Source organism: Evansella sp. AB-P1 (assembly GCF_029688925.1).
Taxonomy (GTDB): Bacteria; Bacillota; Bacilli; order Bacillales; family Salisediminibacteriaceae; genus Evansella.
This window is the reverse complement of sequence record NZ_JARUKY010000005.1, coordinates 58669-83851: the sequence shown is the minus strand read 5'-3', so window position 1 is coordinate 83851 and position 25183 is coordinate 58669. Positions and strand designations below refer to the sequence as shown.

Sequence of the window (25183 nt, the reverse complement as noted above, 5' to 3'; positions counted from 1 at the left end):
TTTCGTCTCTATAAAAATAGAGATGGAAGGCTTTTTTATTTTTACATTAGATTGATTAATGAAGGGATGTTGGCGTATGAAGAATGTAGGTAAGTATGCAAGAGGATATTTTATGCCTCCAGTTAAGAGTATGAAATGGGCTATGAAGGAGTACATTACAGAAGCTCCTGTATGGTGTAGTGTTGACCTGAGGGATGGAAATCAGGCATTAGTTGTACCAATGACTTTGGAAGAAAAATTAGAATACTTTCAAATGCTTGTTTCCATAGGCTTTAAAGAAATTGAAGTGGGCTTTCCTGCTGCTTCTGAAACAGAATATGCATTTTTACGAACGTTGATCGAAGAAGATTTAATCCCTGACGATGTAACAATTCAAGTTCTGACTCAATCGAGAGATCACATTATAAAGAAAACGTTTGAATCACTTAAAGGTGCAAAAAATGCTGTGGTACATTTATACAATTCTACCTCTGTAGCACAGCGAGAGCAGGTATTCAAAAAATCCAAGAAAGAAATTATTGATATTGCAGTGACAGGAGCAAACCTTTTACAGAAATATGCTAGTGAAACGGAAGGGAACTTTAAATTTCAATACTCTCCAGAAAGCTTTACAAGTACAGAAATTGAGTTTGCTTTAGACATTTGTAATAGTGTTCTAGATGTTTGGAAACCAACGAATGATAGTAAAGTAATCATTAATTTACCAGCAACTGTCTCTTATTCAATGCCACACGTATACGCAAGTCAAATTGAATATATGTCAGATCATTTAAGCTATCGTGAAAATGTTATCTTATCTGTTCATCCTCATAATGATAGAGGAACAGGTGTGGCAGATGCTGAGCTTGGAATACTTGCAGGGGCAGAAAGAGTTGAAGGTACGTTATTTGGTAATGGAGAAAGAACGGGAAATGTTGACATTGTTACACTTGCTTTGAATATGTATTCTCATGGAATTGATCCGTTATTAAAATTAGATAACATTCGAGAAATTATCTCGGTGTATGAACAACAAACAAAAATGAAAGTATACGAACGACATCCGTACGCAGGGGAACTTGTCTTTACAGCATTTTCTGGATCACATCAAGATGCCATTGCCAAAGGGATGAAATGGCGAGAAGAAAAAGACTGTGATCAGTGGACTGTTCCGTATCTTCCAATTGACCCTAAGGATATTGGTAGAGAATATGAAGGAGATATTATTCGAATAAACAGTCAGTCTGGAAAAGGGGGAATTGGTTACGTCCTTGAGCAGAAATTTAAGTTTGACCTTCCTAAGGACATGCGTGAAAGTGTAGGTTATAGTGTGAAAAATGCTTCGGACCATCTACACAAAGAGCTTATTCCTAATGAAATTTACGATATTTTTATGCAGGAATACGTTAATATTAAAGAGCCAATGGAGTTTATTCGTTTTAGTTTTTCAAACGATGATAATTTTGAAACAACCGTAACATTGAATGTAAATGGAGAAATGAATGAATTTCAAGGTGTAGGTAAGGGTAGGTTAGATGCCATTAGTAATGCTATACAAACCGAACTTGGAATAGCATATACAAACTTGGTTTATAAGGAGCATGCTTTAGAAGTAGGATCGGAGTCACAGGCTGTATCCTATGTAGGGGTCACATCTCAAAATGGGACAGTATATTGGGGCTGTGGTATTGACGTAGATATAATGACTTCTTCTGTAAAAGCATTATTTAGTGCAGTGAATAAATTAGTTGCTTCTGAAGGGATTGAGTTAAACGGAATTAGCACCTCAAAAACAACGAAGCATGCATAGCATATAGATTTTACCAAATGTATTTATATAAAATGAACGGAAAAAGAGGCGTCAATTTGTGACGCCTCTCATGATAATAATAATGAAATTTTAGAAATATCCGTAACCAGTAGGAGTGGCTAAGGATCCAATGATTACTAATAATATAAATATTACTAATATAAACGAGAAGCCTCCTAAAGGTAAATGAGTGTGTGTCATGCTCAAATACCTCCTTTTGGGGAGATTTATAAAGAGAAAAATTTCTCTTTATACTAACACTATATTGATGTAAATCACTTGTTGATTGGACGTCAGTCCTAAATAGAGGATACTTTAAAATAAGAATATGATTAGTTTTCAAAAAGAATAAATTAGATATTAATTGAATGTATTTCATGAATGAAATAGTAAATTATGAAATGGACTCAATTATTAACTTTAATACTATTGATGATTTCTTCATCAGAAAGTAAGAATAATTGATCTAAAAAGTGGATTTGAAAGTGACCTGGTCCTTTACTCTCGTTTAGTTGGGCTGCTTTTTCAGCTGCTATGCCATAAAAGGTGACTGCTGCTGCTGAAGCATCTAAGTAGTTATCATGCTGTGTACAAAATGCGGCAACAACAGAACTAAGGAGACAGCCGGTACCTGTTACTTTTGTTAATAAAGCGTCGCCATTATTTATTTCATAAAGTGTTTCACCATCAGTAATTATATCTGTTTTGCCTGTCATAACAATAATTACATTTAAGTTTTTCGCCGCTTTTTTAGCTAATTCTGATAAGTTTTCTAAATGTACGCTTGAATCCACGCCTTTCATTTCTACTTTTTCATCAATAAGATTAGCAATTTCCCCAGCGTTTCCTCTAATTACTTGAATGTCCAATTTATCAAGGAGTTTTTTTGCAGTTTCTGTTCGATACGTAGTAGCTCCCACCCCAACAGGATCCAAAATAATAGGTACACCATGTTTATTAGCTGATTCACCAGCAAGGATCATTCCTTCTACTTCGGTTGCAGTAAGGGTACCTATGTTCAAAACTAAGGCTTGGGCAATGCTTGCCATTTCGGCTACCTCTTCTTTTGCATAGGCCATAACCGGGGAAGAACCGATAGCATATAAACCATTTGCTGTGAAATTAGTAACTACAACGTTCGTTATGTTATGAACAAGAGGTGAGTTTTCTTTAACTCTTTTTCGTAATTCAACGATGAAATTTTCCATCGTACCACCCTTCCTTTTTTGTTTTAGAAGCTTACATTATTATCTTAACAAGCTTCAATGCAATATCCAATATTAATTTTGCACGATAATATAATTGTGGTGCAAGTTTTGCTTGCATGGGAAGTCTACCCTGAAAATAAGTACTAGTTCAGTAGTGAAGGGTGACTACTCCAGTGGGATCAGCACGAGTCCGAAAATCCCCAAGCACTTACCGAGTAAGTGCTTGGTAGTTGAGGCCGTGCCCCACGGTAAAGAAGACACTGTGAAGCATGAACAGATGTCGCACTTATGCCTGTGGTGAAAGCGTTCACCTGAAACGGATGAACTATCAGATGAGTATTTTCATTCCTCATGGTGCAAGTTATCACTTGCATGTGAGGTCTACCATGAAAGTAAGTTTGGGTTCTGGGGTGAAATACGGACGCACATAACAACAGAGACTAAAACAATTTAATTTTTCACGTACCGTAGTTAAATATAATATTAAAATATAAAAAATGACACTCAGAGAAAATAGAGCATGTCTAGGATAAAAGTATTAATACATAAAAGTGAAGATGCTGCAGAAAAATTTTAAAAGTTTAGTCATTTAATTTTTAGAAAAATTTAAAATTTGAGGAATAATTTAAGAATAATTAAGCAGGATAAAAGTAGCCGCTATATGATGGGGATCAGACATATTAATTTAATACATACAAATCGTAAGAGTGGTTCTTTAAGCATGTCACATTATGCTTACTTAATAAGAGAAAGGTGGCGATAGAAATGACTAATCGTAATGACAATCGAAATCAACCTCATACAGGAGGTAGTAAAGCTAGGGATACAGAATTTGGTGAAGAAGTTTCACAAAGTAAAAAGGCGAGAAAAAGAGCTGCAAGAGAAAGACGCAAAAAGTAAAAGTATAAAATTTATTTTGAAGTAAAAAACAAAGAGGCTGTCAATTTTGACAGCCTCTTTGTTAACGTTACATACAGTGCACATTGATTCATGTCCTCGTTTACTTTAATTTTAATTTTGCTAATGCATCTGCTAATGCCGGATTAAATGGTTCATCCTCCTTCTTTTGTTGTTTCATAAATTTATTCACTTCACGTTTAGACATATTATTCTTCTCTTTCTTTTTTCTTTCATTAAAAGTTGAAAGCTTTTCTTTATGTCCACACTTACATGCGAATACTTGACCTTCTCCTTGTCCCCTAAGTTCAAGCTTTTTCTTACATTTAGGGCATCGTGCATTCGTAACTTTTGAGATGTTTTTTCGATGGCCACATTCACGATCCTGACAAACATGCATTTTCCCTTTTTTTGTGTTCACTTCAAGCATGTTTTTACCACAATCGGGACATTTAGTTCCTGTTAAATTGTTATGCTTGTAAGTTTTAGAGCTGTTTTTTATTTCATAAACAACTGAATTGGCGTAGCTTTTCATATCATTGATAAATGTATTTTTATTTAATTTTCCTTTAGCAATCGCTTCAAGTTTTTGTTCCCATTCAGCTGTAAGTGCTGGTGTTTTTAACTCTTTTGGTACTAGATCAAGAAGCTGTTTTCCTTTAGAGGTGAGGAAAATATCCTTTCCCTTCTTTTCAATAAGAAATGTGTTAAATAGCTTTTCAATTATGTCTGCACGGGTGGCGACAGTACCAAGTCCGCCAGTTTTCTCTAATGTTTTAGCTAGCTCTTTCGTATCAGCTGTCATAAATGATACTGGGTTTTCCATTGCAGATAATAAAGTTCCTTCATTAAATCGAGAAGGAGGTTTTGTTTCACCATTCGTTTGGGTTACGGACGTAAGTAATATGGAGTCCCCTATATTCACTTTTGGTAATAGCTGTTCCTTCATGTCATCACTGTTCTCTTCATTCTCAGAGTCAGTATTATTGTCGTAGACTTCCTTCCAGCCTAAAGAAAGGACAGTTTTACCTTTTGCAATAAATGTTTCATTAGCAACATCTAACTTAATAATTGTTTGTTCATATTCAAATGGAGGATGAAGTATTGCTAAGAATCTTTTTACTACTAAGTCATATATTTTTCGTTCTTTATCAGTGAACTTAGCAACAATTGGTGTTTCTTCTGTAGGGATAATTGCATGGTGGTCAGTAACCTTACTATTATCTACGAAGGATTTATTTGGCTTTATCTGTTTTTGTAGAAGCTTATGAGAAACCTTCGTATAATCTCTAACATGACTACATGCCTTTACACGATCCTTTAGCGTTTCTACAATATCGGCGGATAAATGTCTAGAGTCTGTTCTTGGATATGTTAATACTTTGTGCTGTTCATAAAGTTTTTGAACAATCGATAATGTTTCTTTTGCGGAATAATTAAAGGCTTTGTTTGCTTCACGCTGTAGTTCTGTTAAATCATAAAGCTGTGGTGCAAAGTTTTTCTTCTGATTTTTATTAATATCGATTATTTTCCCTTGCTTTGTTTTTAATTTATTTAGGAGTTGATCAGCTTTTTCTTTTGAATATATTCTTGTTTCTTTCGATTTGTTATCCTGCCAGGTTAGTGTTAAGTTTGTGTTCGTTTGTGCCTTAACTCCATAGTATTGTTTTGGTTTGAAATTTCGAATTTCCTCTTCTCTTTTTGCGATAATTGCAATTGTGGGAGTCTGAACTCTTCCACAAGATAGTTGAGCATTGAACTTACATGTCAGTGCTCGTGTAGCATTCAGTCCAATATACCAATCAGCTTCTGAACGTGCTACTGCAGAATAGTAGAGATTATCGTAATTGTTGCCGTGTTTTAAGCTCTGAAAGCCTTCCTTTATTGCTTTATCTGTTACAGAAGAAATCCAAAGACGTTTTATAGGTTTATTAATATGAGCTTTTTCTATAATCCAACGAGCAACGAGTTCACCTTCACGGCCTGCATCTGTAGCAATAATTATTTCCCCAACATCAGAACGTTTCAACTGACTTTTTACTGAATAAAATTGTTTGCTAGTTTGCTTAATAACAGTTAGTTTTAATTTATTTGGTAACATGGGTAAATCTTCTATTTTCCATGTTTTATATTTTTCATCATAAATTTCTGGATCAGCGAGAGTAACGAGATGACCTAGTGCCCATGTAATAATATATTTATCTCCTTCTAAAAATCCATTTCCTTTTTTGTGACAATGAAATACTCGGGCAATATCACGAGCTACAGAAGGTTTTTCTGCAATAACAACACTTTTTTTCATTAAATTAAACATCCCTTCAATGTATACAATTGGTTTAAATATATCATATTTTTGCTTCGTATGTTGAGTTGAACCTAATTGTTTCATTTGGATTAGTATTTAACAGTTACCACCACAAATAATTTCTCGTATAGACTCTAATTTCATTTCACAAAATAAATGTTGTCCCTTGTGCTTTGAACTTCCGTGTCGTTTATTTTTTAGGTGGTGATATGTTGATTATTCGGATTGTTATTATTCTCATTTTATTATTAGTTGTTCCTATGTCTACTTTTGTGATAGCTGAAAGACAAAATGTAACTAATCCTGAAAAAGTCTACACATATGAAATGATGGAAAGAGACATTCACGAGTTAAAAAAAATATATCCTGAGATAATTCAAATTAAGTCAATTGGTAAAACAAAATTTGATCGTAATATTTGGGCTGTGAAATTAGGTAATGGTGAGATTAACATTAAAATTAATGGATCACACCATGCGAGAGAGTGGATAACAACTAACTTGATTATGAAAATGATAGAAGAATATGCTTATTCTTACAAGAATGAAGAATATGTTTATGGAATGGATACAAAAATCTTAGATAAAGTGTCCATTTGGTTTGTACCTATGGTAAATCCTGATGGCGTTACTTTACAACAGCGTGGACTTGATGCTTTCCCAGAAAAATACCACAGTAAATTAGTTGGGATGAATGGAGGAAGTGATGACTTTACTCGGTGGAAAGCAAATGGAGAAGGAATAGATTTAAATAAACAATATCCTGCTGAATGGGACAATTTATCCAATGTTTCAAATGAGCCTCATTTTAAATCGTATAAAGGGGAAAGTCCAATTCAAGCAAAAGAAGTACAAGCAGTGATAGATTTTACAAAGGAAATAGATCCACAAATAGCACTTGCTTACCATACAACAGGTAGAATACTCTATTGGTATTTCTTTAATAATCCTGAAAATTTAGAACGAGATTATTGTATTGCGAAGAAATTTTCCTATATGACAGGATATGAAATGGTCCCTAAACATACGGTTAGAAAAAGTTCTGGAGGAGGATTTTCAGACTGGTTTATAAAAGAATTTAATAAACCAGGATTAACTGCGGAATTGAGCTACTATGTGAAAGAAAGTAACCCTCCATTATCTGTCTTTGCAGATGAATGGAAGCGTCATAAATCAGCGGGACTAATGTTATCAAATGAAGGACTTAAAATATATAACGAAATGACAATGTTCCCTTTTCATAATTATTTGAATTATAATTATAGGTGTGATATTGAGAATAACATGTTTGAATTCTTAGAAAAACAGCTTTTAGATAATTAATTTTAACAAATGGGTAAAAACTAGGTCAGCGAATGTTTTTACCCTTAAGTAATTTTATACCAATTGAATAAAATGATTTTAGTGCAAGGGGGCTCTTCATGAAGCTAAGAATAGAAACAACATATAAGTCAAAAAAAGGGACAGAAACAAATTTTAGCTCTGATGATATGTCTGCTGAGAAAGCACTAGTAATAGCAGAAGATTTACAAAAGACAGGCCGAATTAAAAATATACACTTTTTAGATAATTATGATAGTACATGGACATTAAAGGAGCTACAGAAATATTTGGAGGAAATAGAAACAGAACCACACAATATTTCAGTATATTTTGACGGTGGCTTTGATTTACAATCAAAGATGTCAGGTTTAGGCTGTGCTATTTATTATGAGCAAAACGGAAAATCATATCGTCTTAGAAAAAATAGGCATGTGGATTCATTAGACTCTAATAATGAGGCAGAGTATGGAGCTTTTCATTTAGGTGTTTTAGAATTAGAATCATTAGGTGCACAACATCAGACCGTTTCTTTTATAGGCGATTCTCAAGTAGTTATCAATCAATTAAACGGAGAATGGGCATGTATGGAACAATCATTAAATCGTTGGGCAGATCGTATTGAAGAAAAGCTACAACAATTAGGCATTTCAGCAGAGTATACATTAGTATCTAGAAAACAAAATCAAGAAGCGGATCAGCTAGCATCTCAAGCACTAAATAAAGTTGAAATAAGTAGCAAAATGGAAATTTTGAATGATTAATAATAAGCATGTTAAGTATTTGCGGAGCATGAGGACAAACACATGCTCCTTAATGGTATAATAAAATCTAGTCTAATTCCCTAACCATCACAAATCCAGTCATATTAAATCCTTCAGGCCCTCCAAAAGACGTCAATGTTACTCTTACTGAAACTCCATGTCCTTCAGCTTCCCACATTGCTTCTCGTTCACCTTCCGTTCTTTCTGGAATTTCCTCTCTTGTTAATGTCCAACCCTCGGTAGCTAAATTGTCAGAGAAAAATTCTACTGCATCCGGGTAGCTAATACCAGGTCGATACATGAAACTAGTATAGTTATCATCTTCATGTCGGAATGTTATTTGTGCTTCAGAAGGTAGTGGTAAATGTTTTTCAACACCGTTTGGTAACTCAACATCATGATCACCTGCTGTTTCACTGGATCCTCCACAACCAGTTATCAGAAACATCAAACATAAACTTATAAGTAAAAACAGTTTATTAAATTTCAAGATAAACCTCCTTATTAAATTGTTAAAGTTATATGTTAGTTTCCAATACAGTATATTTCATGATTAAAAAAATACATATTATCCAAAAGTATATATTTGAACTAATATCCGCTATGGACGATGAAATGATTGGGTCGAAAATATCATTAAGGAATGGAATCGGATTATTTTGTAATAAATTTGGTTGTACTAATGGAAATGTCCGAGAACGATAAAGAATATTCTCGTTCCCGGACAATAACTATTAAAATGCTGTTATCAAATTTTTTTAATACACCTTATCTCCATTAAATATTGAGTTCTTTACAACAACGTAATCTACATATCGGATAGCATCTAATTTATTTCCTCCAGCGTAGGAAATGGAGGATTGGAGGTCTTGCTCCATTTCAATTAGTGTATCCTTTAAGGAACCTTTATGTTCTACATGCATCTTCTTGCCTTCAACATTTTTCCTTTCCCCTTTTTGGTATTCAGAAGCAGATCCAAAGTATTCTTTATAAATCTTTCCATCCTTTTCCATCGTTTCTCCAGGAGACTCTTCATGACCAGCGAATAAGGAACCAATCATGATCATACTTGCCCCAAATCGAATAGATTTTGCAATATCACCGTGGGTACGAATACCACCGTCAGCTATTATTGGTTTACTTGCAGCCTTTGCACACCATCGAAGGGCTGCTAATTGCCATCCCCCTGTACCAAACCCCGTTTTAATTTTCGTAATACAAACCTTTCCAGGGCCAATCCCTACCTTTGTTGCATCAGCACCAGCATGCTCCAATTCCCTCACGGCTTCTGGAGTTCCTACATTCCCAGCAATGACAAAGCTTTGAGGTAGAAGCTTTTTAATATGCTTTATCATGTCCATAACTGCATTAGAATGACCGTGTGCGATATCAATCGTAATGTATTCAGGAAATAGCTCATCCTCTGCTAATTGTTGAATGAATGTATATTCCTCTTCTTTCACACCAACACTGATAGACGCTAACAGACCTCGTGATTTCATTTCTTTAATAAAAGGGATTCTTTTTTCTGGTTGAAAGCGATGCATGATATAAAAATATCCATTTTCAGCTAAAAATATTGCAATATTCTCATCTATTATTGTTTGCATGTTTGCAGGCACTACCGGTAACTTAAATGTGTGTCTCCCTAAAGTTACTGTAGTATCACATTCGGAACGACTTTTAACGATACTTTTTGCAGGAATCAATTGTATATCTTCATAATCAAACACGTTCTCCATGATAAGACCTCCTGAGCATAGATCATACGTTTCACTATTCTAAATAAACGTTATACTAGCTTTCTAAACGAGTAATTTCATCTAGAAGTTGTCGAGAACGTTTAGCATTACCTTCTGCAAATTCACGGAGACGGAGCTTAAGTTCATCACTCTGGTCAATTTTTTCAGCTGTGATTAAATATGAACGCATCATTTCTTCCTCTTGGTTTACAGAAAGTTGCAATGCTTCGCGTAATTCTTCATTTGTAGACATATATTTACCACCTCTCTAATACAATCTCCCTTTTATGAAGGATACATGCATATAAGTTAAGCTTTGTGATTCTTATCACATCATAAGAAGAAAATATTAGATACACTAAAAAAGTGGAAAGAGTATCAGTTACGGTCTTTCTAATAAAATTAAAATTTATATAGGAGGGTATTACGATGTTTGAAAATTCACCTTGCTCTGCAGCCTTCGGAGATCCGAAAGAAATGGACTTCTGTCCACCGTTACAACAATTGTATGATGAGCACCCGTCATTACTAGATAAAATGGCGGAATTTAATAAAATGGTTATGCAGTTTGAAAATTCGGAAGATACATTAAACTGGAATGAAGCAATAGAACAACTTAATGAAAAGCTTATAGTCTTTGTCACAGAATTAGAACCACATTCTGACAGAGAAGAGGACGTTTTATTTGAAATGATGGTGAAGCATATTGGTAGAGAGGGTGGTCCTATTCCAGTGATGGAACATGAACACCACACTGCCAAGCAAAACTTAAAGGAATTTTTTACAAAAGTATCTGAAATAAAGGGAATAAACGAAGAAATTTCGAAGGAGAAAGCATTTGAACTTTTTCATCATGTGAAAATTATCTATACGACTTTAACAGATCATTTCATGAAAGAAGAGCAGATTTTGTTTCCGATGGCAGAAAAAATGCTATCTGTTAGTGAAAAAGAGGAGCTAGCAGCTAAATTTAAAGAGATGAAGTAAAGACTAAGAAAAGTCGTAAGGCAAATTCTTAATTAATTCTCTGCCTCTACGAATTCCATAGAATAATAAGTACCTCCTTTAGGAACTTTAATGGTAGAAGTTTCTGAAGGAGGTATTTAATTTGACTAATGCTCAGGTTGAACAATACATAAATGAGGTCAAAAGAACAATTTTAGAGGCTCAAAAGGAATTAGCAGAGGTAAAAATAATTAGGGAAAATGATCCAACAGAATTTAGTCATTTAATGCAACAGCTACAACAATTAAATGAAGAATTGGATCATTACTTAGTGAATGCTACAAATGAGCAACAAGCTGATTTAAGAGAAGCACAAAAGTATCTTCAGTATACACAAGAACTCATGGAACGTGGAATTTAAAAGCTAATTCTATTCTAATTGTATCTAAACCTGTCATATAATTTGACAGGTTTATTGATGATATTTAAAATAATTTATTTACTTCAAACTCTTTATTATTAAGTACTTCAACATGAGAGTTTGATTCATTTGCAAAGCTTATCGTTCGTTCCACAAGTCTTATAATGTTTTTGTATGTTTGTTGACTGCCCTTGATGAGAAGGGGGACTCCTATAAAATCAATATGGAGTCTCCTAGAAAAGAGTCCTCCAAATGTCATTGCAATCGGAACTGTAGGTGAGGAATTTGAAAAGATAATTCTTTCTCCCATTTTATCAAATTTAGTCATCGTTTCAATTAAATTAGTCATTGCTGGAATAACAACCTTTGAACTACTACGCCCCATTGTATACACTTTATCACCATAATCATCCTCACCATGATAGATGATTCTACCCATATCCTTCGTTGTTAGTTTATTGAAAATATCAATGTTTAATATTTCTTCTTTTGTTGGCTTGCGATCCTTTGGAAGCTTATTTAAGTGATAAGCTGATGCTAAAGCAGATGAATGAGTACCACCATAACAATTATATATATAAATCATTCTTATCCTCCTAAAGACTATTTACCATTATGTCTGCTTTATATAGAAATCTACTTATCATGTTTTATGTAAAAATAATGCCATCTCATTATAGGTATAATAAGAACATAAAAAATTGCAGAGTAAGTTAATTTCCAACCAGAATAAGTTAAATAGCCAAATAAAACTGTCGTCCATTCGTAAAATGTTGAAAAGGCAACCCAAAATAGCCAATATGGAATGAATCTTTTAAAGCTTTTAGGCATGTAATTAAAGAAAATAATCCCAAATAGTGGTGCCATAATCAACTTAATTACAAATGCCTCTGGAGTTACTTCGTTTTCACCAGCAAAATAATATAAATCTAATATAGGTGCTGCCAATAATATATCAGCAACAATTTCTACAAAAGCAATTGATATCCAAAGCATGTACATATCTCGACGTTGCATATTCTTAGGCAAAAACCAAACAATCAAAATTAATATAAAAGTAACAAAAGAAACATATACCATGACTCTTCTTCCTTTAACGTTATGAAATATAAAGACTGTTGTTTAATTATTGTTGGAGAAACGAGAAAAAATTATGTGTTTTAAATTAGAGTAAATATGCTGTATAAATCAAAGAAGGTGGTAGTGCTGGAACTAAACTTAAAATTCCATAATATAATATTGCTTATGGAATATTTGGAGTGGATTTAATTGATACTGGAATTATTCGCATAAGTGGAAGTTGGATAGAAGTATTAGATCTACTGTTAGCAGCGGTAGGCTCAACAAAATATATTGACTAATCAACGAATAATAATATTAAACAGATGGTGAAATTTGGGGGAGGATTGCAATCTATTGGTGATGCTGCTATTGGAGCTTCTAATCCGTTAGAAAAATCAGGGGATAAAAATGGTGTAAAGAGAGGAACTAATTCATATTCCTTTCTTTACCCATTCAAATCTTTAATTGCTTTGTGAATTATTTTCGCTTCGTTCGTAATACTTACTCAATTCCAAAACCATAGCTCCCATTCTTTCTATTTCGGGCTGAACGATTCGTTGGATACCTTCGTCGTACAGTGCTTCAGCAGTAACTTTTCCAACAGCAACAGCTACAGTATGTGTTGTAAAAGCATCAATGACTTCTTGGAAGATTCCTTGTTCCTTACTATATTTAAAAAGAGCTCTTACTTGTATAGCTGCTGTAAAACAAACTGCATCTATTTTGTCTGTTAAAAGCTCTTCACAAAAAAGCTCTACTGTTTCAACCTTAGGTGCAACATGTTTATATGGAAGAATCTCTATTACTTTAGCTCCGGCTTTCTCTAAAAAGGAAATAAGTGTTGGAGCATTTTCACCATGAAGTTGAACCAAAACATTTTTTTCATGGAAATCATATTCCTTCAATACTTCAACTAGCCCTTTGATCGTTCCATCATTATCTTTTGCTTGTGGAATTACTCCAATCTTTTTTAATGCAGCAACGGTTTTGTATCCTCTTGCTCCTAAATTTGATTCTTCTATCTTTTGCAAAATTGACTTCTTAATGTCCATTTCTTCTGCTAAATTAAGTATGGTATTAGTACCTATTCCTGTAGTGAAAATCATCCAGTCAAAATCCTGTTGTATAATATTTTTTAAATCCTCTCGTACTTGCTCATCATTAAGAAATACCGTGCCTTGAAGAGATCGGACGATAGGTGTACCTTTTTGCCTCTCAATTAATGTACTCATTTCATTTGTTTTTCTTGATGCTGCAAGAACTACACGTTTATTTTCTAAACTCATATGTACGCTTCCTTTCTTTACAAGACCATCTTCTAACACCTTATAGTATATTTTTGAGTGGTTGGACTTAGGTAATTCTCTATTTGGTGTGTATACGTTCCTATTTTTCAATTATATCATAAACGACTTCATAAATTAGAGAGAAACGTTTGCCGATCTCTCCATTATTCACAATGCATTCGCTTTTCCACATAACTTCGTAACATGCACTACTATTTTCAATATTTTCAAAATCAACAAATAAAATTTATTCGAGTAAATATTAAGTTTTTAGTATCGACCAATCCTCTTCATTCATATAGTTAAAAGTATGAAATAAAAGGAGGAAGAGGATGAAAAAGGGTATAGCTTCAATAATTATACTTGCTATGTCGCTTGTCTTAGTAGTTGGTTGTACATTTGGAGATAACGAAGAAGATATAGATCAAACGAACAACGAGGAGGAAAGTAGGAATGAAGTAATAGAGGATGAGGATAATCAAAACAATAATCAAGAAAAATCGACTACTGATACATCTAATGAAAACAAAGGTACAAACGACGAAAATGAAAACGAAAATTCAAAAGAAGAGAATGAAAGTTCAGTTGGAAAGGAAATAAATGAGGAAGAACTGAATGATCCAATTAAAGCTCTTGTCTTTGAGTATTATCATCATTTAATGATTGAAGAATTTGAGGACTCCATTCATTTTATAGACACTGGTTATTTAGATTACTTAGGAGTTACGAAAAGAGATTATGTTAATATGTACAAAGATAGTCAAACCCTTAATGGGTGGAGGATTGAAGATTTTTCCATTCGTTCTGCAGATGAAATAACTATTGATGTACGAATTCCTTTGGTATTTGAGGAGTTAGTGACATCAAATGAAAATTATATTGTCATCATTGACCTAATGGTTCGTTCAAATGATAGAACTGTTGGCGTAGTTGACGAAGTACTCGTATCAACTGATGAATTGGGGAATTGGAAGATATTTGGTATAGTATCATATTAATCTAAATGTTAAAAAGACACGTTACTATGTACCGTGTCTTTTTAATGTGAATTTAATTGGACTAACTCTTCCTTTCATCAGAAAAAATGGTAAGGTTATACTAGTTAAACTATTGGGTGGAGGTCTGATTGTGTTTTTATATGATTTATTTTTAGTTGTCATTGGTATTGTACTTGGAATAATTGTAAAAGATCCCTTGAAAAATATCATTACAGGAAAATATAAGGAAGACGCAAGGCAGAAGAAAAGAGTAAAGCTTTTATTATATATTAGAGAAAACAAAGGGAAGAATAATCCTACTACTGAAGAATTAGCTGAGAAAGTATTTTTAGGGAAACTTGATACATCCACCGTTCAACAACTATTAAAAGAGATTGAAGAAATAGGTTTGATTAGAAGGATGACCACAAAAGAAAAAGTAGACGGGAAAACAAAATGGATTTATCAAAAAAAGAATTGAAAAAATTAGCTGGAGGTTAGATTATGTTAATTGAAATGTGGACAGACTTTGCTTGACCATTTTGCTATATTGGCAAAAGGCGTCTGGAGGATGCTTTAAAAAAAATTGATCAATCAGTTGAAGTGACGTATCGTTCCTTTCAGTTGGAGCCCACGATTGCAAAAGATGTTAATTATAATATTTATGAAAAATTAGCATCAAAATACGGAATGAGTATTGAGCAGGCAAAAGGAAATGTGGAAAGCATGGTACAAATGGCACGTTCTGAAGGTTTAGAATTTCAGATGGATACTCAAATTCTAACGAATACTTTTGATGCACATCGCTTAACCATCTTTGCTAAAAATAAAGGATTAATGCATGAAATGACAGAAAGAATATTAAAGGCTTATTTTACAGAATCAAAGCATATCGGTGATCATGAATCGTTAATGAGCTTAGCTGAAGACGTAGGTTTAGATCGTAAGGAAGTGAATGAGTTGCTTAATAGTAATAAAATGGAAGAAGAAGTCCTGGAAGATATTAGGGAAGCAACACAGCTTGGTATACAGAGTGTTCCGTTTTTTTTAATAAATAGAAAGTATTCTTTAACTGGTGCACAACCAACAGATGTATTTGTTCTAGCTTTAGAGAAAATATTAAATGAGTATGGGGCAAATGCCGATTAATTTTAAGATGAAAAACTGTGGGTAATAAACACTCCACAGTTTTTTCTATTAATCATTTCGTTCATTCAAATCTCTGCCCTCAGCTCCTACACCGTAACTCACAAAGATATGAGATTAGAAGTTAGAAGAAAAAAATCCCTCTAGGTAAACAGATAAATAGAGATCTGCTTGCCTTAGATGGGATATTTTAGAATTTGTGTATATTTTAAAACCATTCCCATGATACAGGATCATATTCAGCTAATTCGAAAGCTGCATTTGTAATTGCTTCCTCTAAAGTTTCACCCGTTCCACAAACGTCATTAAAAAATACTTTATACTGACCTTCTACCTTATATGTAAAACCAAATTCCTTTAATCTATCTACTACGAGCATTGCATGATCATGATTTTTATTTGGCTGAAAATCTTGAATAAAGGAATTTTTTTCAACGCTAAACCACTTATTTATACTTTGTAATTTCCAACCAAGTACTCTACGGGCAATAACCTCTACTTTGTTCATTTTCATTAATCCTTTCTTCTAACATATTTCAACAAATCTTAAAATGATTTTAACATATTTTCAGAAGAAGGGGATATTACAATGCCTAGTGAATACAAATGAAGCTTTCACCACCATTCATTTAAGCTTTAGGTTTATGAGGTCTCACATTTAAATTTCCCTAGTGGGATTAGATGTGGTTAGCTTCTCATAAATGATCTTTTTTATGTCTTCATTAAAATAGGTCGGTCTTTTTGCCATGATACATTTACCGGAACATCAAAGAAATTAGTTAGTACCTCATTCGTCAGTACTTGTTCCGTTCGTCCTGAGGTGAAAACTTTTCCTTCCTTAAGAAGAAGTGTTTTTTTAAAACACGGCAAAATCTCTTCCACATGGTGAGTAACAAAGATAATAGTAGGTAAGTTTGGATTTTCTGAGATTCTTTCTATAACTTCTAATAATTGCTCTCGTGCAAGGAAATCTAAGCCGTTTGTTGGTTCATCTAAAATAAGCAATTCAGGATTACCCATTAATGCTCTTGCAATTAAAACTCGCTGTCTTTCCCCTTGGGATAAAGTTCGAAAGCTACGGTTTGCATATTCAAAACACCCAAGTTCCTTTAATAATTGCTGTGCTTTATGTCTCATCACGTCTGATGGTGTTCCATATAAACCTATGGAAGCAAAAGCACCACTTAATACAATTTGGTATGCGCTATCCTCTTCGTAAATTCTATCTTTCAAAATGGAAGAAACGAGACCAATTCTCCTCCGTAGATCTTCACCAAGAATATCCTTCCCATAACGCTTTCCTAGTACAGATACATTTCCTTTCGTTGGAAAATAAAATGCATAAAGCATATGTAGTAATGCAGTTTTTCCAGCACCGTTTAATCCTAATAGTGCCCAATGCTCACCTTTTTTTACATCCCAATTTATATCTTTTAATATCCAATTTCCATCACGAATCAAAGAAACATTTTCCACTTGTAAGACCACTGTAATCACTCCCTAAAATTGAATGCTAGTATATCTATTACTCTATTTTATAAATTTCGTTTCATTTAATCAAAGATATTAGTTAAAATTATACTTAATTAAACATACAGTTTGATGTATAATAATTTTTATCAAAGAGTAGAGAGGTTTTTATCATGAGTATACATATGAAAGAAAAGATTTCATCGTTTCAAGAAACGAATAAGAATCGTGGTCGTCTTTTAGTGAGTTGTCCTGACCAACCGGGAATTGTATCTGCAATTTCAAAATTGTTCTTTTCATTTAATGCAAACATTATTGAATCAAGCCAGTATTCTACAAATCCTGAAGGTGGAACATTCTTTATTCGAATCGAATTTGAGTGTCCATCCCTTGAAGAAAAAATAAAGGCAATGGAGGAGCAATTCACTTTAATTGGAGAAAAGTTTTCCATGGAGTGGAACCTTATTCAAGTACATAAGATAAAAAAAGCTGCCATTTTCGTATCAAAGGAGCTACATTGTTTATTGGAACTTTTGTGGGAGTGGCAAAGCGGGGATTTGCTTGCAGACGTTGCTCTTGTAATAAGTAATCATGAAGAGGCAAGAGGTGTTGTAGAAGCACTTGATATTCCTTTTTATCACATTCCAGCAAACAAGGATATTCGCAAACAGGTGGAAGAACAACAGCTTCAGCTCTTAAAAGATTTCAATATTGATATCATTATATTAGCAAGATATATGCAAATTTTAACACCAGAATTTGTAGAAGCACATCCAAATAAGATTATAAATATTCACCATTCTTTCTTACCAGCATTCATAGGTGCAAAGCCATATGAAAGAGCATATGATCGCGGGGTAAAAATTATAGGAGCTACTTCCCATTATGTGACAAACGATCTTGATGAGGGACCAATAATTGAACAGGATATTGCTCGAGTTGGTCATCACGACAATGTAGATAGACTAAAAAAAATTGGAGCATCTATTGAGAGAAGTGTATTAGCTAGGGCCGTTAAATGGCACTTAGAAGACAGAATTATTGTGCACAAAAATAAAACGATTGTATTTTAGTAATAGGTTAAATTATGCTTCAAAAGACAACAAAACGTCCTAACATTAAGGGATTTATTCTTCCTTCTGTTAGGACATTTTTTACAAAATATAGCTAAGTAGAAACTCTCCCTTTATTTAGCTTTCTTATTGATCCAATTGTAATCCGACATAAAATAAATTTGATAGCAAGACTAATAAAAGAGTAATATGAATTCCACCCTTTTTTCCAAGTAATAAGATCAGTCCTTTTTTCTGCAATCTTCTCGATAATAACTTGAGGTATTATAAAAGGAAAGAGTTTTAAAAGTGTTATATGAGGTTTACTGTTTAATGTCCACTGATTATAATATAACAGCAGTAAAGGATATTGGATTATATCAAATGGTAAATGGATGGAAAAATACTTCGGGAATGGTCTTACTTTATATTTTAAATATCCCTTTGAGACAAGATATCGATCAGCAAAAGAGTTGCCAATAATACTTACAAGGTAAACAATAATCCAATCCTTAAATGAACGTTTGTATATAGCGAATGGTAATAAAAACAAAGAAATTATCGTAATTAATGATAAAAAATACATACTTGATTTTTTATTCATATACATTACCTCAATACTTTACTATGGCTTGTACTTTTCTGTTTTGAGATGAAAGTTATTTCACAGTCCTCTATTTTATTTTACTAATTTTGTTATACGTTGATGGTGATATAAAGTTAACCCAATTACAATCAAACTTAATAGTGAAGACATTATCGTACTACCTAATAAAATGCGTTTAATTTCTTGATTGAACATTCTTTAACACTTCCTCAAATTACTTTATTTTTTATCTATATTATTTTGCCTAAAATAATTATAAAAAAACTGGAAAATAAAAGGATAAAACCATCATCCTTTTAAGCAAATGATAACTTTATCCTTCCTTTAGTGCTGCGTTTATTTCTCCACCAAAAAGTATAATAACAGATGATAAATGGAACCAAACCATAAGGGCGATCACAGCACCTATTGTACCGTATGTTGCTGTGTAATTTGCAAAGTTATTTAAATAGAAGGAGAAAATGAATGATGTTAATTGCCAACCAATAGTAGCAAAAATTGCTCCAATATAAATTTCCTTTATTTTAAGGCGTATGTTTGGACCAATTAAGTAAAGCAAAGAAAAAACGATGAATAAAAGAAGGGAACTTAAAACCCAACGTAAAATATCAAATTCGAATATAATTAAATCAATAGCTATAATATTTTCTAATGCTGCTCCGATAACTTGAAATATTAATGCAACAAGGACAACTACAAACATTCCAATGGTTAACAAAATGGAGAGTAGTCTTCCAATGATCATTTTTCTATCGTCTGTAACATCATAAGCTCTATTAAGTAGGCGAAGAATGGTATTTAATGCAAGTGATGCTGTCCATAGAGTAAAGATAATACTGAATGACAATAAGCTTGTACTTTGTTGTGCAGAAATATGATACCACTGATTTTCTATGGCACTTACAATATTTTGAGGCACAATTTCATGGATGAATTCTAAATTTGATTCAAAAGTGAAAGGGAAAAAAGAAAGTAGGGTTAGGATAAATATGAGAAAAGGAAATATAGATAGTAATAAATAATAGGAGCATTGGGCAGCTAATTCAAGCAGTCTGTGCTCTTTAAAACGGACTATTAAAGAGAGTACTAATTCCATATTGAATACCTCCAATTTCTACTTCTAACTACTCTATGATATATACTTACTACTATTCCAATTGACAGTCAAAATTAAACGTTTTTATAGTGAGAAAGAGAGGATTGGTTTCATAATAATCGATTAATAAAGATAAAAAAAAGAGGAGGGCCCATCGCTAGACCAACTCCTCATCTAAAAGTTTAGAGCAGATTTATCTATCAATCATATCTTGTAAACCTTGTTTATATTTTTCGAGTGCTTCTTCCACTGTTGATACACCGTACCACACTTCATCAAAAACATCTCGGTAAAATACGTTCATTTCCTGTCCAATTGGTGGCATTGGAGGTGGAGCTGAACTAGCGATTTCAGATGCCATTAGATCAATATAATCAAATGTTTGTTGAATACCACTGTCAGCATCAGCGTATAGGTGAGCACGAATTTCAGAGGAAATTGGTACTCCATATTCAGCTTGTAAAATATCATTAGCATCTTTACTATTTGTCATAAAATCCATAAAGTGGATGACTTCATCTGGGTGATCTGTAGTAGCATTCATCGCATAGAACAATCCAGCTCTAATATATTGTCCTGATTCACCATTTTCATGGAATGGTAATGTGGTAATGGCAAATTCTTTATCTGCTGCTTGTTGTGCAGGTACAATTTGATTACTATGAATAATTTGCATCGGAGCGTCTCCTGTTACAAGTAACCAGTTTTCAACATTAGTAGCAGCTGCTGCAACATCAGCAGGTTGTGCGATTCCTTCATCTACTAACTCCATCTTCCAGTTAACTAAATCTAGGAAAAGTTGGTCATCATCCCAACCTAATCCGGTTCCATCCTCATTATATAACCAGTATCCATGTTGTCTGAGCCAAATACCAAACATACGATCATGTTGTGCATCAATCGTAATTCCATATGGTAAATTTAATGCTTCTTGTACTTGACGCCCCATTTCAACGTACTCATCCCAAGTATAACCTGGCTCAGGATATGGCACACCAGCTTCATCAAACATTTCTGGATTATAACCTAATGCAAATGCATTACTACCTGCGTTTAAGCCAACTAACTGGTCTCCGATGTAACCAGGGTCTAAAGAAGCTTGTTCAATATGGTCCGTATTTATAGCCCCTGAATCAATGTACGGTTGTAAATCTGCTAAAAGTCCTGCATCCGTATACTGTGGTAACCACCGATCAACAATAAAGAATACATCAGGTGCGTTTCCAGCTGCTGACTGAGTGGCTAACCTCTCTGCAAAATCATCAAAATTTAAAAATTCATAATTAATTGTTATGTTTGGATTTTGTTCCTCGTACACATCAATCAATTCTAATATTCTATCATGACGTGTTTGGCTTCCCCACCACATATAACGGATTTCAATTTCTTCTTCATCGTCAGTATTAGAATCCTCAGTTGTAGTAGTATTATTATTACTGTTGTTGTTACTATCACTAGTAGAAGAGTTTTCTGAGCAAGCGCTTACAATGAAAAGCAGTATGATAAAAACAAAAAGTAGTGAGAAAATCCTTGGCTTAACAGTCATTATAAATCCCCCTTATTTGCATTCGAAATTTTTCCTGTCCCCTTAATGAACTTTGCCAATCAGATTATGAAGTAGTTACTTACCAACCAAACACCCCTTTCCAAAAGAGATAAATATTAGATACAAACCTGCTAAAATTATGAAGTGAATACTTATGTTGAAATTTCAAAATTATAATAGCACGTACCGAAAACGCTTACAACATAAAAATTTAAATTTTGCGATTTTTCAGAATATAAAAGTGTTTTAAAAGTGTTGATATATCAACACTTTTAATTCTAAAAAAATATTTTTTATGTGCATATTCAATTCTGAAAATTTTAACTATTGAAAAATATAAACTCAAGTCGTATAATAATTGTATCAACTACCATACTAGTATATTAAAATATTAATACTTTTAATATAGTTCTTTAGGAGGAATAAGCATGATTAGTAAGATTGAATTCGTAGGTTCAACAAGGGATTATGTTTATCGTAAAGTAAAAGATCAAATAATTAATTGGGATTATAAACCAGGGGTGAAGATTTCAGAGAAGGAAATTGCAGATAAATTAAATGTGAGTCGGACTCCTGTTCGAGAAGCTTTTTTGCAATTAGCTCAAGAAGAGTTATTAAAGATTGTCCCACAAAGCGGAACAATTGTTTCAAAAATCGATCTTGAATTAGTGGAGGAAGGAAGGTTTACGAGAGAACATATTGAGAAAGCGATTACTAGAGAAGCATGTGAAAAGCTAGATGACAATCAATTGATTCTCCTTAAAACTAATATTGCCATGCAAGAGTTTTGTATTGAAAAGGGTTCCCATAGCCGTTTATTTCAGTTAGACGAAGAATTTCATCAAATTTTATTTGACGTATGCAACAAGAAAAGAACGTGGGAGCTAATTAGAAAAATGAATAGTCATTTTGACAGATTAAGAGTGTTAAGGTTAGCAAGAAATCATAATTGGAATATTGTAGTTGATCAGCATAAAGAGATTTTCACTTACATTTCACAGAGTAAGCCTGATTTAGCAGAAGTAAAAATGGAGGAACACATTAAGCTAGTTATTGTTGAAAAAGAAGAATTGAAAATTAAATATCCTGAATATTTCAAGTGAAATTATTTTAACTTGTTATACTGTTACATCAATTTTAAATCGTTCTCAAAATCTGAATTATCTGTAGTTGACTGGAGGAATGTTTGGTGAAGATGGTATTTCGGTGGTTTGGAAATGAAAATGATACAGTTTCTTTAAAAGATATAAAACAAATACCAGGTGTAGAAGGTATTGTTTGGGCCTTACATGATATTCCTGTGGGAGAAGTTTGGCCGATGGATAAGATCAATGGGATAAAAAAATTGGCAACACAATATAACTTGCATCTTGATGTGGTAGAAAGTGTGAATGTACATGAAGATATAAAATTAGGTCTTCCTACACGAGAGAAATATATAAACAATTATAAAAAAACGATAGAAAATTTATCAAAAGTAGGTGTGAAGGTCATATGTTATAACTTTATGCCTGTATTTGATTGGATAAGGACAGATTTAAATAAAGAATTAGAAGATGGCTCTACAGCACTATTTTATGAGAAAAGTATGTTAGAAAATAGAGACCCTAATGACTTAGTAAAAAAGATAGCAGATAATCCTAATTTTACAATGCCAGGATGGGAACCTGATAGGCTTAATTCTATTACAGAGCTTTTTCAAGCATATAATCAGGTTTCAGTTGCTGACCTGTGGGGAAATTTAAAGTATTTCTTACAAGAAATTATCCCATGCGCAGAAGAACATAATATTAAGATGGCCATACATCCAGATGATCCTCCTTGGTCTGTTTTTGGCTTACCTAGAATAATAACTTCACAAGAAAACATAAGAAGATTACTTCACTTAGTTGATAATCCATATAATTGTGTCACTTTATGTAGTGGTGCATTAGGTGTAGATCCAAACAACAATATTCCTTCCATGATTAATGAATTTTCTGATCGAATTGCATTTGCTCACATTCGAAATATAAAGATGTATGAGAACGGTGATTTCATAGAAACATCACATCGTTCACATGATGGCTCATTAAATATTAATGCAATAGTAAAAGCCTATCATGATAACAATTTTGTAGGATACACAAGACCTGATCACGGTCGCCACATTTGGGATGAGACATGTAGGCCGGGCTATGGCTTATACGATAGAGCATTAGGAATTATGTATTTATGGGGAATTTGGGATACATTGAAACTTTTAAAAGAGTAGATTCTCTAATATAAAACACTTCTATAGAAGTAATAAAGGATAGTTAAAGTCATTGTAATTTGGGCAAGTCATCTCAAAAATGATATAAGGGAGAGTGTATATATGATTAACGTAGCGATAATAGGGACTGGTGCAATATCCGGGTCACATATAAAAGGATATTTAGAATTTAAGGATAGTTGTACAATTGTTGCTCTTTGTGACATTTATCCAGAAAAGGCGGATAAAAGGAATGAGGAATTCAATTTAAATGCAAAAGTTTATGATAATTATGAAGAAATGCTAGCGAATGAAAAAATAGATCTTGTTTCAGTTTGTACACCACCTTACACACATGCAGATATAACGATTGATTCCTTAAATGCAGGAATTAATGTTCTAGTAGAAAAACCAATGGCTTCTTCTCTAGAGGAATGTGATGCGATGAATGAAGCTGCCAGAAAAAATGGAAAGATTTTATCTGTTATTGCTCAAAATCGTTTTCTTACACCAATGATGAAGTTAAAGAGTGTTCTAGAAACAAAACTAATGGGTCCTATTGTTCATACACAAGTGGATTCATTCTGGTGGAGAGGTCATTGCTATTATGACTTGTGGTGGAGAGGGACATGGGAAAAAGAAGGCGGTGGTTGCACGTTGAATCATGCTGTACACCACATTGATATCTTTCGATGGATGAATGGAATGCCCTCTGAAATTACTGCTGTTATGAGTAATGTATCTCATGACAATGCTGAGGTTGAAGATATATCTATTGCTATAGGCCGTTATGAAGGTGGAAGTTTAGCTCAAATAACTAGTTCTGTTGTTCATCATGGTGAAGAGCAACAATTAATTTTTCAAGGGAAAAATGCTCGTGTATCAGTACCTTGGAAGGTAACAGCCTCAAAATCAAAAGATAACGGATTTCCAGAAACGGATGATGAGTTAGAAAATACACTACAAAAAGCCTACGATTCTCAAGAAGAATTGGATTTCGAAGGACATACAGGACAGATACAAGATGTATTACATGCAGTAGAAGGGAAAAAGAATGTCCTTGTGGATGGGCATGAAGGTAGGGAAACACTTGAACTTATTACTGCTATTTTCCAATCCTCTAGTCTGGGGGAAACTGTTAAATTACCATTAGGTGAAAAGAGTCCATTTTATACAAGAGAGGGTATTCTAAAAAATGCCACATATTTTTATGAAAAGACAACGAGTATAGAAAACTTCCAAAGTAATGAAATAACAACTGGTGGAGAGTTCGGAAAATAAAATGGCTTTACATTTGAGGAACGAATGAAAAATCATT

At 33.4% G+C, this 25183-nt stretch carries 27 protein-coding genes and 1 other annotated feature (1 of these 28 cut by a window edge); of the genes, 13 read left to right on the top strand and 14 right to left on the bottom strand.

Annotated elements, in window-relative coordinates; all coding sequences use genetic code 11:
- Nucleotides 1-13, top strand: a binding site (T-box leader); it begins 244 nt to the left of the window's first position.
- 63 nt (nt 14-76) lie between these two features.
- Nucleotides 77-1789 carry a 2-isopropylmalate synthase gene (locus QA612_RS06405; RefSeq protein ID WP_278282951.1) on the top strand — a complete coding sequence of 571 codons (1713 nt, stop codon included), beginning with the start codon at nt 77-79 and terminating at the stop codon, nt 1787-1789.
- 90 nt (nt 1790-1879) lie between these two features.
- On the opposite strand, the gene yjcZ is transcribed toward QA612_RS06405, so the two are convergent.
- Both yjcZ and thiM read right to left on the bottom strand, forming a co-directional pair.
- A complete protein-coding gene (yjcZ, locus tag QA612_RS06400) occupies nt 1880-1990 on the bottom strand; it encodes a sporulation protein YjcZ (RefSeq protein WP_278282950.1) in 111 nt (36 codons plus the stop codon).
- Between the two features lie 206 nt (nt 1991-2196).
- The gene (thiM, locus tag QA612_RS06395; RefSeq protein ID WP_278282949.1) at nt 2197-2997 is read right to left on the bottom strand and encodes a hydroxyethylthiazole kinase; all 801 of its coding nucleotides are present in this window, start codon (nt 2995-2997) and stop codon (nt 2197-2199) included.
- Between the two features lie 765 nt (nt 2998-3762).
- Between thiM and QA612_RS06390 the strand changes: the two genes are divergently transcribed.
- Nucleotides 3763-3897, top strand: a complete 135-nt coding sequence (locus QA612_RS06390) for a hypothetical protein (protein WP_278282948.1) — start codon at nt 3763-3765, stop codon at nt 3895-3897.
- Between the two features lie 100 nt (nt 3898-3997).
- Here the strand turns inward: QA612_RS06390 and QA612_RS06385 are convergent, their stop codons facing one another.
- Complete coding sequence (locus QA612_RS06385) at nt 3998-6196, bottom strand: DNA topoisomerase III (RefSeq protein WP_278282947.1); 2199 nt, start codon at nt 6194-6196, stop codon at nt 3998-4000.
- Between the two features lie 215 nt (nt 6197-6411).
- Between QA612_RS06385 and QA612_RS06380 the strand changes: the two genes are divergently transcribed.
- The gene (locus QA612_RS06380; RefSeq protein ID WP_278282946.1) at nt 6412-7521 is read left to right on the top strand and encodes a M14 family zinc carboxypeptidase; all 1110 of its coding nucleotides are present in this window, start codon (nt 6412-6414) and stop codon (nt 7519-7521) included.
- Between the two features lie 98 nt (nt 7522-7619).
- Nucleotides 7620-8282: a ribonuclease H family protein gene (locus QA612_RS06375; RefSeq protein ID WP_278282945.1), complete on the top strand. Its 663-nt coding sequence runs from the start codon at nt 7620-7622 to the stop codon at nt 8280-8282.
- A 67-nt stretch (nt 8283-8349) separates the two neighbouring features.
- Here QA612_RS06375 and QA612_RS06370 read toward each other — a convergent pair whose 3' ends face one another.
- The 3 genes from QA612_RS06370 to QA612_RS06360 form a co-directional block, all read right to left on the bottom strand.
- Nucleotides 8350-8772: a hypothetical protein gene (locus QA612_RS06370; RefSeq protein ID WP_278282944.1), complete on the bottom strand. Its 423-nt coding sequence runs from the start codon at nt 8770-8772 to the stop codon at nt 8350-8352.
- Between the two features lie 268 nt (nt 8773-9040).
- Entirely contained in the window at nt 9041-10024 is a 984-nt protein-coding gene (gene guaC / locus QA612_RS06365; RefSeq protein WP_278282943.1) for a GMP reductase, read from the bottom strand.
- Nucleotides 10025-10079: 55 nt separating this feature from the next.
- Complete coding sequence (locus tag QA612_RS06360) at nt 10080-10277, bottom strand: hypothetical protein (RefSeq protein WP_278282942.1); 198 nt, start codon at nt 10275-10277, stop codon at nt 10080-10082.
- Nucleotides 10278-10453: 176 nt separating this feature from the next.
- On the opposite strand from QA612_RS06360, the gene QA612_RS06355 reads away from it, so the two are divergent.
- Together QA612_RS06355 and QA612_RS06350 are read left to right on the top strand one after the other, a co-directional pair.
- On the top strand, nt 10454-11011 hold the full coding sequence (locus tag QA612_RS06355) for a hemerythrin domain-containing protein (protein ID WP_278282941.1): 558 nt from the start codon (nt 10454-10456) through the stop codon (nt 11009-11011).
- Nucleotides 11012-11132: 121 nt separating this feature from the next.
- Nucleotides 11133-11390, top strand: coding sequence for a DUF2524 family protein (locus tag QA612_RS06350; RefSeq protein ID WP_278282940.1), 258 nt, complete (start codon nt 11133-11135; stop codon nt 11388-11390).
- A 64-nt stretch (nt 11391-11454) separates the two neighbouring features.
- Here QA612_RS06350 and QA612_RS06345 read toward each other — a convergent pair whose 3' ends face one another.
- The 3 genes from QA612_RS06345 to QA612_RS06335 form a co-directional block, all read right to left on the bottom strand.
- Nucleotides 11455-11976 carry a DUF3189 family protein gene (locus QA612_RS06345; protein WP_278282939.1) on the bottom strand — a complete coding sequence of 174 codons (522 nt, stop codon included), beginning with the start codon at nt 11974-11976 and terminating at the stop codon, nt 11455-11457.
- 50 nt (nt 11977-12026) lie between these two features.
- Nucleotides 12027-12470: a hypothetical protein gene (locus QA612_RS06340; RefSeq protein WP_278282938.1), complete on the bottom strand. Its 444-nt coding sequence runs from the start codon at nt 12468-12470 to the stop codon at nt 12027-12029.
- Nucleotides 12471-12913: 443 nt separating this feature from the next.
- Complete coding sequence (locus QA612_RS06335) at nt 12914-13738, bottom strand: uroporphyrinogen-III synthase (protein ID WP_278282937.1); 825 nt, start codon at nt 13736-13738, stop codon at nt 12914-12916.
- A 332-nt stretch (nt 13739-14070) separates the two neighbouring features.
- Between QA612_RS06335 and QA612_RS06330 the strand changes: the two genes are divergently transcribed.
- From QA612_RS06330 to QA612_RS06320, 3 genes are all read left to right on the top strand, one after another.
- Nucleotides 14071-14736 carry a hypothetical protein gene (locus tag QA612_RS06330; protein WP_278282936.1) on the top strand — a complete coding sequence of 222 codons (666 nt, stop codon included), beginning with the start codon at nt 14071-14073 and terminating at the stop codon, nt 14734-14736.
- A 130-nt stretch (nt 14737-14866) separates the two neighbouring features.
- On the top strand, nt 14867-15196 hold the full coding sequence (locus QA612_RS06325) for a LexA family transcriptional regulator (protein WP_278282935.1): 330 nt from the start codon (nt 14867-14869) through the stop codon (nt 15194-15196).
- A 68-nt stretch (nt 15197-15264) separates the two neighbouring features.
- Nucleotides 15265-15864, top strand: coding sequence for a DsbA family oxidoreductase (locus tag QA612_RS06320; protein ID WP_278283100.1), 600 nt, complete (start codon nt 15265-15267; stop codon nt 15862-15864).
- A gap of 205 nt (nt 15865-16069) precedes the next feature.
- Here QA612_RS06320 and QA612_RS06315 read toward each other — a convergent pair whose 3' ends face one another.
- Together QA612_RS06315 and QA612_RS06310 are read right to left on the bottom strand one after the other, a co-directional pair.
- Nucleotides 16070-16369, bottom strand: a complete 300-nt coding sequence (locus QA612_RS06315) for a BC1872 family protein (protein WP_278282934.1) — start codon at nt 16367-16369, stop codon at nt 16070-16072.
- Between the two features lie 203 nt (nt 16370-16572).
- A complete protein-coding gene (locus tag QA612_RS06310) occupies nt 16573-17349 on the bottom strand; it encodes an ABC transporter ATP-binding protein (RefSeq protein WP_278282933.1) in 777 nt (258 codons plus the stop codon).
- 155 nt (nt 17350-17504) lie between these two features.
- On the opposite strand from QA612_RS06310, the gene purU reads away from it, so the two are divergent.
- A complete protein-coding gene (gene purU, locus QA612_RS06305; protein WP_278282932.1) occupies nt 17505-18404 on the top strand; it encodes a formyltetrahydrofolate deformylase in 900 nt (299 codons plus the stop codon).
- Nucleotides 18405-18498: 94 nt separating this feature from the next.
- Here purU and QA612_RS06300 read toward each other — a convergent pair whose 3' ends face one another.
- The 3 genes from QA612_RS06300 to QA612_RS06290 form a co-directional block, all read right to left on the bottom strand.
- The gene (locus QA612_RS06300) at nt 18499-18987 is read right to left on the bottom strand and encodes a CBO0543 family protein (RefSeq protein WP_278282931.1); all 489 of its coding nucleotides are present in this window, start codon (nt 18985-18987) and stop codon (nt 18499-18501) included.
- 316 nt (nt 18988-19303) lie between these two features.
- Entirely contained in the window at nt 19304-20086 is a 783-nt protein-coding gene (locus QA612_RS06295; RefSeq protein ID WP_278282930.1) for a YihY/virulence factor BrkB family protein, read from the bottom strand.
- 193 nt (nt 20087-20279) lie between these two features.
- Entirely contained in the window at nt 20280-21632 is a 1353-nt protein-coding gene (locus QA612_RS06290; RefSeq protein WP_278282928.1) for an ABC transporter substrate-binding protein, read from the bottom strand.
- A gap of 428 nt (nt 21633-22060) precedes the next feature.
- On the opposite strand from QA612_RS06290, the gene QA612_RS06285 reads away from it, so the two are divergent.
- The 3 genes from QA612_RS06285 (at nt 22061) to QA612_RS06275 (ending at nt 25146) form a co-directional block, all read left to right on the top strand.
- On the top strand, nt 22061-22735 hold the full coding sequence (locus QA612_RS06285) for a GntR family transcriptional regulator (protein ID WP_278282927.1): 675 nt from the start codon (nt 22061-22063) through the stop codon (nt 22733-22735).
- 86 nt (nt 22736-22821) lie between these two features.
- Nucleotides 22822-23886, top strand: coding sequence for a mannonate dehydratase (uxuA, locus tag QA612_RS06280; RefSeq protein ID WP_278282926.1), 1065 nt, complete (start codon nt 22822-22824; stop codon nt 23884-23886).
- Nucleotides 23887-23988: 102 nt separating this feature from the next.
- On the top strand, nt 23989-25146 hold the full coding sequence (locus tag QA612_RS06275) for a Gfo/Idh/MocA family protein (RefSeq protein ID WP_278282925.1): 1158 nt from the start codon (nt 23989-23991) through the stop codon (nt 25144-25146).
- The last annotated feature ends 37 nt before the right edge of the window (nt 25147-25183 follow it).

Bases quoted from the DNA above. Each gene is read 5' to 3' on its own strand.
- QA612_RS06275 (WP_278282925.1), top strand. From the start codon at position 23,989: ATGATTAACGTAGCGATAATAGGGACTGGTGCAATATCCGGGTCACAT.
- QA612_RS06360 (WP_278282942.1), bottom strand. From the start codon at position 10,277: ATGTCTACAAATGAAGAATTACGCGAAGCATTGCAACTTTCTGTAAAC.
- QA612_RS06355 (WP_278282941.1), top strand. From the start codon at position 10,454: ATGTTTGAAAATTCACCTTGCTCTGCAGCCTTCGGAGATCCGAAAGAA.
- thiM (WP_278282949.1), bottom strand. From the start codon at position 2,997: ATGGAAAATTTCATCGTTGAATTACGAAAAAGAGTTAAAGAAAACTCA.
- QA612_RS06300 (WP_278282931.1), bottom strand. From the start codon at position 18,987: ATGAATAAAAAATCAAGTATGTATTTTTTATCATTAATTACGATAATT.
- guaC (WP_278282943.1), bottom strand. From the start codon at position 10,024: ATGGAGAACGTGTTTGATTATGAAGATATACAATTGATTCCTGCAAAA.
- QA612_RS06405 (WP_278282951.1), top strand. From the start codon at position 77: ATGAAGAATGTAGGTAAGTATGCAAGAGGATATTTTATGCCTCCAGTT.
- QA612_RS06340 (WP_278282938.1), bottom strand. From the start codon at position 12,470: ATGGTATATGTTTCTTTTGTTACTTTTATATTAATTTTGATTGTTTGG.
- QA612_RS06385 (WP_278282947.1), bottom strand. From the start codon at position 6,196: ATGAAAAAAAGTGTTGTTATTGCAGAAAAACCTTCTGTAGCTCGTGAT.
- QA612_RS06330 (WP_278282936.1), top strand. From the start codon at position 14,071: ATGAAAAAGGGTATAGCTTCAATAATTATACTTGCTATGTCGCTTGTC.
- QA612_RS06290 (WP_278282928.1), bottom strand. From the start codon at position 21,632: ATGACTGTTAAGCCAAGGATTTTCTCACTACTTTTTGTTTTTATCATA.
- yjcZ (WP_278282950.1), bottom strand. From the start codon at position 1,990: ATGACACACACTCATTTACCTTTAGGAGGCTTCTCGTTTATATTAGTA.
- QA612_RS06335 (WP_278282937.1), bottom strand. From the start codon at position 13,738: ATGAGTTTAGAAAATAAACGTGTAGTTCTTGCAGCATCAAGAAAAACA.
- purU (WP_278282932.1), top strand. From the start codon at position 17,505: ATGAGTATACATATGAAAGAAAAGATTTCATCGTTTCAAGAAACGAAT.
- QA612_RS06285 (WP_278282927.1), top strand. From the start codon at position 22,061: ATGATTAGTAAGATTGAATTCGTAGGTTCAACAAGGGATTATGTTTAT.
- QA612_RS06295 (WP_278282930.1), bottom strand. From the start codon at position 20,086: ATGGAATTAGTACTCTCTTTAATAGTCCGTTTTAAAGAGCACAGACTG.
- QA612_RS06390 (WP_278282948.1), top strand. From the start codon at position 3,763: ATGACTAATCGTAATGACAATCGAAATCAACCTCATACAGGAGGTAGT.
- QA612_RS06345 (WP_278282939.1), bottom strand. From the start codon at position 11,976: ATGATTTATATATATAATTGTTATGGTGGTACTCATTCATCTGCTTTA.
- QA612_RS06375 (WP_278282945.1), top strand. From the start codon at position 7,620: ATGAAGCTAAGAATAGAAACAACATATAAGTCAAAAAAAGGGACAGAA.
- QA612_RS06315 (WP_278282934.1), bottom strand. From the start codon at position 16,369: ATGAACAAAGTAGAGGTTATTGCCCGTAGAGTACTTGGTTGGAAATTA.